The sequence below is a fragment of the Flavobacterium sp. genome, assembly GCF_036405015.1.
In the GTDB taxonomy this organism is placed as follows: Bacteria; Bacteroidota; Bacteroidia; order Flavobacteriales; family Flavobacteriaceae; genus Flavobacterium.
Genome location: NZ_DASWYK010000193.1, coordinates 1 through 9,167, shown reverse-complemented (window position 1 = coordinate 9,167; position 9,167 = coordinate 1). Strand labels below are relative to the sequence as shown.

Below are 9,167 nucleotides of genomic sequence, written 5' to 3'. Positions count from 1 at the left end.
AATTATTGTTTATTTAGAAGTCTAATTTTAATTTTAGCTGTTATTTTAGTCAGTTTAACGGCTTATTAACATGCAATTCTGCTAAAAACTGCTATTTTTAACATAAAGTAGAAGTCAGAGATGATTTTTATCAAAAATTAAAATTTGCCGTTAAAGAATCTAATCTGAAATTTATTGTTTTTAAAAACTCGTAATTTTTACTGCAGTAAATTTTCAAAACCGATTTCTTGAAAAGACAATTTTATGTTCTCATTTTTATTGTGATGTAATGTTGATAATATTTTCTCGTAAAAGATATTTTTCAAATTGTATCATAATTCGAAAAATTCCATAATGTTGAATTGTGAAAATTTAGTTTTTAAATTTCAAATCTGATCATTTTTAATTTAAATCTAATTATCATGAAAGTATTATATTTTACACTAGCAGTGTTATTTGCAAATGTTGCAATTTCACAAACACATCAAATTACAAAACACAATGGTGAACAACTTGATGTAAATTTTATTAAAACCGAAAATGGTTTAGTTTATTATGCTTTGAACGGAAGTTCTGAAGAAGTAAAAATTAGTAAACATGCAGTTTCATCTATTACAAACAAACAAACAAAGCAAACTCAAAAAGTTTCAGATAAAATAGTAGTAGATTCAAAAGACGATTACAAAATGGTAACTGTTTTACCTCTGGAAAAAACAATAGGGCTGAAGCAGACAGGAACATTTACTGGAGTCTCGACCAAGACAAAAGGTGAACCGCCAATTGCAAATCAGAAGCAAACTGCTATGAGAATCAAAAGTAAGTCAGCTTCAAATGGTTCGCCGTTTGTGAGTATAGCTGAGAAAGATGGTAAATACGAAGCTACAACGTATGTGTATTAATTGTATTGTTAATATTTTGTAAATTACAATTAATCAAAGTTTTATCATTTTAAAAATGAGTATCTTTAAGTAATAATTTAAAAATTGTAAAATCATGTCTAAGAATTTAAATATCGCAGCCGGAATTTTAGTGGCTGCAGCAGCGGGAGCAGCAATCGGAATTTTGTTTGCTCCAGACAAAGGGTCAAAAACTAGAGCTAAATTGAAAGAAGGTATTGATGATGCTAAACATAACATTAAAGATTCTTTTGATGCAAGTTCTGAAGTTCTTCGCGAGAGATTTACAAGTGCTACTCAAAATCTTGATGGAACTTTGAATGATTTACTTTCAAATGTTAGTCATAAAACTGAAGAAGTAATTACTTTTTTAGAAACTAAATTGGCTGAATTAAAAGCGCAGAACGCTAAACTTCAGAAATAATATTTTTTAAAAGCACATAACTTGCTTATTTTTATAGGAAAGTTTTGTGCTTTTTTTTATTTAAATTTATACTTATGGCTTTTGAAGAGTTAAAAGAAAACACTGAAAAAATTCAGGATCAAACAAAAAGTTATATCGACAGTCATTTGGCTTACTACAAACTTTGGGGATTTAAAGTTGCAATGAAATCTACAACTTTAATTTTTAAGTTTACTTTGATTTTAGTTTGTTTCACAATGGTTTTAATTTTTGGATCTTTTGCAGCTGCTTATGGTTTTGGATCTTTGTTTGGAAGTAATGCTTTAGGATTTTTAGCAGTAGGAGGGATCTATCTTTTCTTTACAATTTTACTTTTTTTCATTAAAGATAAAATGGTTGAAGGTCCGATCTTGGAGAAATTTTCAGAAATATTTTTTAATGATTAAAACTTATGGAAAAGAAAAAATACTCTTCTTATGCTGAGATCGATAAAGATTTAGAAATCTTAAAACTTGAAAAAGATATCAATTATCAGAAATTGAAATTGAGTTTTCAGAAAACTAAAGAGAGCATAACACCGCAAAATATAGTAAACGGATTTGTTTCATCTTACACAGATCATTTTAAAAAATCGTATCCACAAATTTTACAATCTATCATTCCATTTGTTATCAATTGGTTTATGAATAAAAAAAGAGGCAATTAAGCCTCTTTTTTATTTTATAATTATTGTTGAACATCTGGTTGAATGTCATCTTCGTAACCAGATTGTCTATGAGTTGGTTTTGGTTTTTCAATTTTCTTATTGTTCTTTTTCATCATTTCGCCAACTTGGTTTGAAGCTGAGAATGAAGCAACCATATTATTCAACATGTCACTTCCGGCTTGTGGAGAATTAGGAAGAAGAATTAAGTTTGAGTTGGTATCAGATCCTATAGATTGTAATGTATCATAATGTTGAGTTACTACAATTAGGGCAGAAGCTTCTTGAGAATTTATTCCAACTTGGTTTAAAACTTCAACACTTTCTACAAGACCTCTTGCAATTTCACGACGTTGGTCTGCAATACCTTGTCCTTGTAGACGTTTACTTTCTGCTTCAGCTTTTGCTTTTGCAACGATTCTAATTCTTGAACTTTCAGCTTCAAATTCTGCAGCAGTTTTTTCTCTATCAGCAGCATTGATTCTGTTCATTGCATTTTTTACCTGAATGTCTGGATCAATATCAGTAACCAAAGTATTGATGATATCATATCCGTAAGTAGACATTGCTTCATTCAACTCACGTTTTACTGCAACCGCAATATCATCTTTTCTTTCAAAAACATCATCCAATTTTAGTTTCGGAACTTCGGCACGAACAACATCAAAAACATAAGAAGTAATCTGATCGTGTGGATATTCTAATTTATAAAATGCTTCGTAAACTTTATCCTGAATCACTTTGAACTGAACTGAAACTTTCATTTTGATGAAAACGTTGTCTCTAGTTTTAGTTTCGATGATAACATCTAACTGCTGAATTTTAAGATTTACTCTTCCGGCCAATCTATCAACCATCGGAATTTTAAGTTGTAATCCTGAATTTCTAACACTTTGAAATTTTCCAAAACGTTCGATAATTACAGAAGATTGTTGTTTCACAGTAAAGAACGACGACATAAAAATGAAGAATGCCAATACTAAAAAGATAATGAATGCTGTGTTCATGGTTATTTAATTTATAATTATGATTTTGGTAAATTACGAAAATTCTTCTAAAATAAAATTATCAAACATTAAAAAAACGCTAAGAACATTTTGTAGATGTTTCTTAGCGTTTAGTTTTTTTGAACCATTAAGGCATTAAGTAAATTAAGTCAAGCTTTGTCAAGATAATTAAGCTAAGCTTTATGAACTTAAAAAGCTTCTTTTTTACCACAAAGTAGAGCTTAATTTTCTTAATATCTTAATGGTAAAATATATTTACAATGTTGAAATTGCTTTCTCAATTCTAGAAATAGTTTCTTCTTTTCCAATAATTTCTACAATGTCAAATAGGTGAGGACCTTTCAAAGCTCCAACCAAACTTAGACGGAAAGGTTGCATCACTTTACCCATTCCGATTTCGTTTTTAGTTAACCAATCTTTTACAATAGTTTCAATATTTAGAGAAGTAAAATCTTCAATGTTTTCTAAAACAGAAATCAATTCTTGCATTAAAGCTGGAGTTTCTTCTTTCCAGTTTTTGCTTGCTTTTTCATCGTAAGATGCTGGAGCTTGGAAAAAGAAATCTGTTAGTTCCCAAAAATCTGAAACGAAATGAGCTCTTTCTTTAATCAAAGAAACAATCCTTGTAATATCATATTTACAAATATCAACGCCTTTTTCTTCTAAAATAGGAGAGAAGGTTTTAGCTAAATCTGCATCATTTTGTTTTACTAAATATTGGTGATTGAACCATTTGTTTTTCTCTGGATCAAATTTAGCTCCAGCTTTATGAACTCTGTTCAAGTCAAAAGATTCAGCTAATTCTTCTAGAGAAAATATTTCTTTATCGGTTCCATCATTCCATCCCAATAAAGCTAGAAAGTTTACAACTGCTTCTGGGAAAAATCCTTTTTCTCTGTAACCAGATGAAATGCCCTCTTCAGTTTTCCATTCTAAAGGAAATACTGGGAATCCCATTTTGTCTCCATCTCTTTTTGATAATTTACCATTTCCAACTGGTTTCAAAATCAAAGGTAAGTGTGCAAATTCTGGAGCTTCCCAACCAAATGCTTTGTATAATAAAACGTGAAGTGGCATAGATGGCAACCATTCTTCACCACGAATTACGTGTGAAGTTTCCATCAAATGATCATCCACAATATTGGCTAAATGGTAGGTTGGCATTCCGTCACTTTTAAACAAAACTTTATCATCTAAAAGATTAGTTTCAAACTTAATATCACCACGAATGATATCTTTCAAATGTAAAGTTTCATCAACCGGAGTTTTAAAACGAATTACATAATGTTCTCCATTTGCAATTCTCTTCACAGTTTCTTCAGCAGAAATTATTAGCGAAGTATCTAATTTTTCACGATTATGATGATTGTAAATAAATGTTTTTCCTTCAGCTTCGTGTTGTTTTCTATGTGCATCCAATGCTTCTGGAGTATCAAAAGCATAATACGCCCAACCAGAATTTATCAATTGATCGGCATATTGTTGATATAAATTTTTACGCTCGCTTTGTCTGTACGGACCAAATTTTTCATTTTTTCCAACAGTTTCTTCAGGAGCAATTCCTAACCATTCTAGAGCTTCCATAATGTAAGCCTCTGCACCAGGAACAAAACGAGTCTGATCTGTATCTTCAATTCTCAGATAAAAAACACCGTTATTTTTTTTTGCAAATAAATAATTAAATAGGGCAGTACGGACTCCGCCGATATGTAATGGTCCAGTCGGACTTGGTGCAAAACGCACACGAACTTGCTTTGACATTTGTTTAAATTTTGATGCAAAGATACGTTTTATGATTTTAGATTTCAGAATGTTGATTTTAGATTTTTGATCTTAGAACCTTAGCGTCTTAGTAACTTAGAATCTTAAAAAGGTATTATTATAATTACTACTTTTATAGGTTATAATTAAAAGAGATTTATTTTGAAGACATCATCTGCAATATATCAAAAGTTAGAGGCTTTCATTAAGAAATATTATACCAACGAATTGATAAAAGGGATCTTACTTTTTACCGGTTTTGGTTTATTATATTTTTTGTTTACGCTTTTTGTGGAGTACTTTCTTTGGCTAAAACCATTAGGAAGAACTTTCCTTTTTTGGATTTTTATTGCTGTCGAAGTTTTCCTTTTGGTTCGATTAATTCTGTTTCCATTATTCAAATTATTCAAACTTCAGAAAGGAATTGATTATTCTCAAGCGTCTAAAATTATTGGAAATCATTTCACAGAAGTGAGCGATAAGCTGACGAACTTTTTACAATTGTCTTCAGAAAATAATGCTGAAAGTTCAGAATTGGTTTTGGCTTCGATTGAACAAAAGGCCAATTCTTTGCAACCAATTCCGTTTGGAAATGCAATCAATTTTAAAGCTAATAAAAAATATCTGCCATTGGCTTTGGTTCCAATTTTGCTTTTTGCGGTGTTTTATATTTCTGGAAATAGCAATGTAATTTCTCAAAGTTTGAATAGAGTAGTGCATTTCAATTCAGCATTTTTACCGCCAGCTCCTTTCAAATTTGTGGTTTTGAATTCTAATTTACAAGCAGAACAAAACAAAGATTTTGTGATCAAAATGGAATCTGTTGGAAACGTAGTTCCAGAAAATGTGATGATTCATATTGGTGACGAAAGTTATTTTATGGAATCTTCTCAGCCTGGAAAGTTTGAATTTAAAGTGGAGAAACCAGCAGAAGATATTCGTTTTTCTTTTGAAGGAAATTCAGTTCTTTCAGAAGAATATGATTTGAAAGTTATCACTGTTCCATCCATTGCAAACTTCGAAATGGTTTTGAATTTTCCTTCTTATCTAAAGAAAAAAGCAGAGACAATTCAAGGAACTGGAAACGCAATTGTACCTGAAGGAACAACTGTAACTTGGAAAATGAACACCAAATCTACCCAAGATGTAACATGGAAAAGAGATAATGAGGTATTCAAGTTTAATAAGGTAGAAAATGAGTTTAAATTGGCTAAAAATATAAGTCAAAATACCGATTATCAAATACTTACATCAAATAGTAAGGTCAAAAACTACGAAAAACTAGATTATCAGCTATCCGTAATCAAAGATCAGTTTCCAACCATCAATGTTGGTCCTGCACCCGACAGTTTGAAGCTAGATAAGAACTATATTTTAGGAAGATTGGGTGATGACTACGGACTTTCGAAACTTCAAATTGTATACTATGAACGTAACAAACCACAGTCTGCTAAGCGTGGAAACATTCCTGTAAAGGCTGGAGTATTTGATCAATTCGTTTTTAATTTCCCAAGTAACCTTCCGGTAGAAGAGGGTGTTTCATACGAATACTATTTTGAAGTTTTTGATAACGATGCACCACACGGATTTAAGAGTACAAAGTCTTCTACGTTTTCAGATCGTGTAGCAACAACAGATGAAATTCAAGATCAAGAATTGCAGCAGCAAAATAATAATATCAATAGTTTATCTAAATCTTTGAAGAACCAAACAAAGCAGATTTCAGAAATGGATAAGCTTCAAAATACAGGAAAAGAAAAAGATAATTTAGAGTTTAAAGATCAGCAGAAGATCAATGATTTTATCAAACGTCAGAAACAACAAGATGAAATGATGAAACAATTTTCTGAGAAAATGAATCAGAATCTTGATAAGTTCAAAGACGATAAGAAAGATAAAACGGCTGAAGATTTACAAAAGCGTTTAGATAATGCACAGAAAGATTTAGAAAAGAATCAGAAATTATTAGATGAATTGAAGAACTTGAATGATAAATTAAACAGCGAAGAACTGTTTGATAAGATGGAAAAGTTCAAACAAATTAGTAAAAACCAATCTCGTAATTTAGAACAATTGGTAGAATTGACCAAGCGTTTTTATGTTTCAAAGAAAGCAGAACAAGTTGCTGAAAAATTAAATAAACTGTCAGAACAACAGGAACAGTTATCAAATAAAGAGAAAGAAAACACGAAAGAGAAGCAAGACGAAATCAATAAATCTTTCGACAAGATTCAGGAAGATTTAAAAGATTTGAAAGAAGAAAATAAGACTTTAAAGAAACCTTTGGATATTCCTTCTGATGCTTCTAAAGAGAAAGAGGTAGACAATGATCTGTATAAAGCTTCTGAGGAATTGAGTAAAAAGAATACTTCTGCAGCTAAACCAAAACAGAAAAGTGCTGCTAAGAAAATGAAGAACATGGCTCAGGAAATGCAGAGCGAAATGGAGGGCGGAGAACAAGAACAATTAGAAGAAGACGTTGCCATGCTTCGTCAGATTCTGGATAACCTTTTAGCTTACTCGTTATCACAAGAAGATGTGATGAAACAGTTCAAAGCAATGAAATTGGGTTCGTCAACCTTTACAAAGAACATCAAGATTCAGCAGAATTTGAAACAACAGTTTAGACATGTTGATGATAGTTTGTTTGCACTTTCATTACGTAACCCGAAAGTAGCAGAAGATGTAACTAAAGAAATTGGAAATGTTCAATACAATATGGATAAGGCGATTGAAACGTTAACCGATGTTCAGATTCCTAGAGGAGTTTCACACCAACAATATGCGGTTTCATCTGCCAATAAGTTAGCAGATTTCTTAAGTGATTTATTAAATAATATGCAGATGTCAATGTCTAAACCAGGAATGGGAAAACCAAAACCAGGAGACGGACAAGGGATGCAATTACCAGATATTATTCAGAAACAAAAAGGTCTTGCCGACAAGATGAAAGACGGTATGAAATCTGGACAACAGCAAGGTGATAAACCAGGTGAAGGAAAAGATGGAAAGTCTGGACAAGGACAAAGTGGTCAAGGAAAAGACGGTCAGGGTAAAGAAGGACAAGGAAATAAAAGTGGAGATAAAGGTTCTTCTGGTAAAGATGGAAAGAATGGTAAAGGAGAAAACAAAGGGAATGAAGGTGAAGATGGAGAAGGAGATGCAGAGGCTATTATGGAGATTTATAAAGAGCAAGTTAAACTTAGAGAAGCATTACAAAAAGAGTTAGCTAAGAAAGGTTTGGACTCTAAAGGTAAATCTATAATTGACCAAATGAAGCAATCTGAAAAGCAGATTTTGAATAAAGGTTTTAAGAATGAGAACCTGCAACGTATATTAAATATCCAACAGGAATTATGGAAATTGAACAATGCAGTTCAGCAACAAGGACAAGATACGCAAAGGCAATCTGAAACGAATAAAGCTGAATTTACAAATCGTTCGAACGCTTTACCAAGTTCATTATTGGATTATTTAAACAGTGTAGAGATATTAAACAGACAATCACTACCTTTGCGCTCGAATTTTAATCAAAAAGTTCAAGAATATTTTAATACAAAATGATAAATTTTAATTACGAAACAGATTTTACTTTAGGAGACGAGAAGGCTTTTAGCGACTGGTTAAGTGCTGTTATTGTTTCTGAGAAGAAGAGTGAAGGAGAAATCAACTATATATTTTGTGATGATGAATATCTACATAAAATCAATGTTGAATATCTAGATCACGATACACTTACCGATATTATTAGTTTTGATTATACTGTTGGTAACGAGTTAAATGGCGATATTTTTGTTTCTGTAGAACGTGTTGCAGACAATGCAAAAGACTTCAATGTTTCATTCGCAGAAGAACTGAAAAGAGTACTGTCTCATGGTATACTTCATTACTGCGGATACAAGGATAAGACGGATGAAGATGCTCAATTAATGAGAGCAAAGGAAGAAGAGAAGATGAAGATGTTTCACGTGGAACAGTAGTTAAACTTCTTTTTAAAAGTGAATATATGTTCCACGTGAAACGTTCTAGATTTTATTTTTTTACAACGTTCCACGTGAAACATATTCAGAAAGTTTAAAATTAAATAATAACGTTTCACGTGGAACGATTTTTAGAATTGAATTTTACAGAAACAAACGTATTGTTTCACGTGAAACAATCCTTGGGAATTGAAATTTTCAGAAACGAAAAATTAAAACGTTTCACGTGGAACATAAGTTTGGGTTCTGATTTAAAGTTTAGAATGGATGTTTAGAATGGATGTTTAGAATGGAAGTTTAGAATGGAAGTTTAGAAATGTTTCACGTGAAACATTTCGATTTGAAGATTTGATTTGAAGATTCCAGTTTGAAGATTCCAGTTTGAAGATTCCAGTTTGAAGATTCCAGTTTGAAGATTCCAGTTTGAAGATTCCAGTT

8 protein-coding genes are annotated in these 9,167 nt (G+C 31.5%); 6 read left to right on the top strand and 2 right to left on the bottom strand.

The genetic code is table 11. The annotated features are described in order from the left end of the window. The first annotated feature begins 401 nt into the window (after positions 1–401). The 4 genes from VGE71_RS16690 to VGE71_RS16675 all read left to right on the top strand — a co-directional run bounded on the left by VGE71_RS16690 (position 402) and on the right by VGE71_RS16675 (position 1,984). Positions 402–878, top strand: coding sequence for a hypothetical protein (locus VGE71_RS16690; RefSeq protein WP_331139328.1), 477 nt, complete (start codon positions 402–404; stop codon positions 876–878). A gap of 94 nt (positions 879–972) precedes the next feature. Further along, positions 973–1,299, top strand: coding sequence for a YtxH domain-containing protein (locus VGE71_RS16685; RefSeq protein WP_144216425.1), 327 nt, complete (start codon positions 973–975; stop codon positions 1,297–1,299). Between the two features lie 74 nt (positions 1,300–1,373). Next, positions 1,374–1,724 (top strand): competence protein, encoded by a 351-nt coding sequence (locus VGE71_RS16680; protein WP_331139327.1) that lies wholly within the window; start codon positions 1,374–1,376, stop codon positions 1,722–1,724. A gap of 5 nt (positions 1,725–1,729) precedes the next feature. Beyond that, positions 1,730–1,984 (top strand): DUF6327 family protein, encoded by a 255-nt coding sequence (locus VGE71_RS16675; RefSeq protein WP_331139326.1) that lies wholly within the window; start codon positions 1,730–1,732, stop codon positions 1,982–1,984. A 20-nt stretch (positions 1,985–2,004) separates the two neighbouring features. On the opposite strand, the gene VGE71_RS16670 is transcribed toward VGE71_RS16675, so the two are convergent. Together VGE71_RS16670 and gltX are read right to left on the bottom strand one after the other, a co-directional pair. Beyond that, positions 2,005–2,988, bottom strand: coding sequence for an SPFH domain-containing protein (locus VGE71_RS16670; RefSeq protein WP_331139325.1), 984 nt, complete (start codon positions 2,986–2,988; stop codon positions 2,005–2,007). A 255-nt stretch (positions 2,989–3,243) separates the two neighbouring features. Next, positions 3,244–4,749: a glutamate--tRNA ligase gene (gltX, locus tag VGE71_RS16665; protein ID WP_331139324.1), complete on the bottom strand. Its 1,506-nt coding sequence runs from the start codon at positions 4,747–4,749 to the stop codon at positions 3,244–3,246. 162 nt (positions 4,750–4,911) lie between these two features. Here gltX and VGE71_RS16660 point away from each other — a divergent pair, with 162 nt between their 5' ends. Both VGE71_RS16660 and ybeY read left to right on the top strand, forming a co-directional pair. Further along, on the top strand, positions 4,912–8,313 hold the full coding sequence (locus VGE71_RS16660; protein WP_331139323.1) for a hypothetical protein: 3,402 nt from the start codon (positions 4,912–4,914) through the stop codon (positions 8,311–8,313). Further along, a complete protein-coding gene (gene ybeY, locus VGE71_RS16655) occupies positions 8,310–8,729 on the top strand; it encodes an rRNA maturation RNase YbeY (RefSeq protein WP_331139322.1) in 420 nt (139 codons plus the stop codon). The genes VGE71_RS16660 and ybeY overlap by 4 nt, the downstream gene beginning before the upstream one ends. The last annotated feature ends 438 nt before the right edge of the window (positions 8,730–9,167 follow it).

Excerpts from the sequence above, each read along its gene's own strand:
- VGE71_RS16685 (WP_144216425.1), top strand. The coding sequence starts at position 973 with ATGTCTAAGAATTTAAATATCGCAGCCGGAATTTTAGTGGCTGCAGCA.
- VGE71_RS16670 (WP_331139325.1), bottom strand. The coding sequence starts at position 2,988 with ATGAACACAGCATTCATTATCTTTTTAGTATTGGCATTCTTCATTTTT.
- ybeY (WP_331139322.1), top strand. The coding sequence starts at position 8,310 with ATGATAAATTTTAATTACGAAACAGATTTTACTTTAGGAGACGAGAAG.
- VGE71_RS16680 (WP_331139327.1), top strand. The coding sequence starts at position 1,374 with ATGGCTTTTGAAGAGTTAAAAGAAAACACTGAAAAAATTCAGGATCAA.
- gltX (WP_331139324.1), bottom strand. The coding sequence starts at position 4,749 with ATGTCAAAGCAAGTTCGTGTGCGTTTTGCACCAAGTCCGACTGGACCA.
- VGE71_RS16675 (WP_331139326.1), top strand. The coding sequence starts at position 1,730 with ATGGAAAAGAAAAAATACTCTTCTTATGCTGAGATCGATAAAGATTTA.
- VGE71_RS16690 (WP_331139328.1), top strand. The coding sequence starts at position 402 with ATGAAAGTATTATATTTTACACTAGCAGTGTTATTTGCAAATGTTGCA.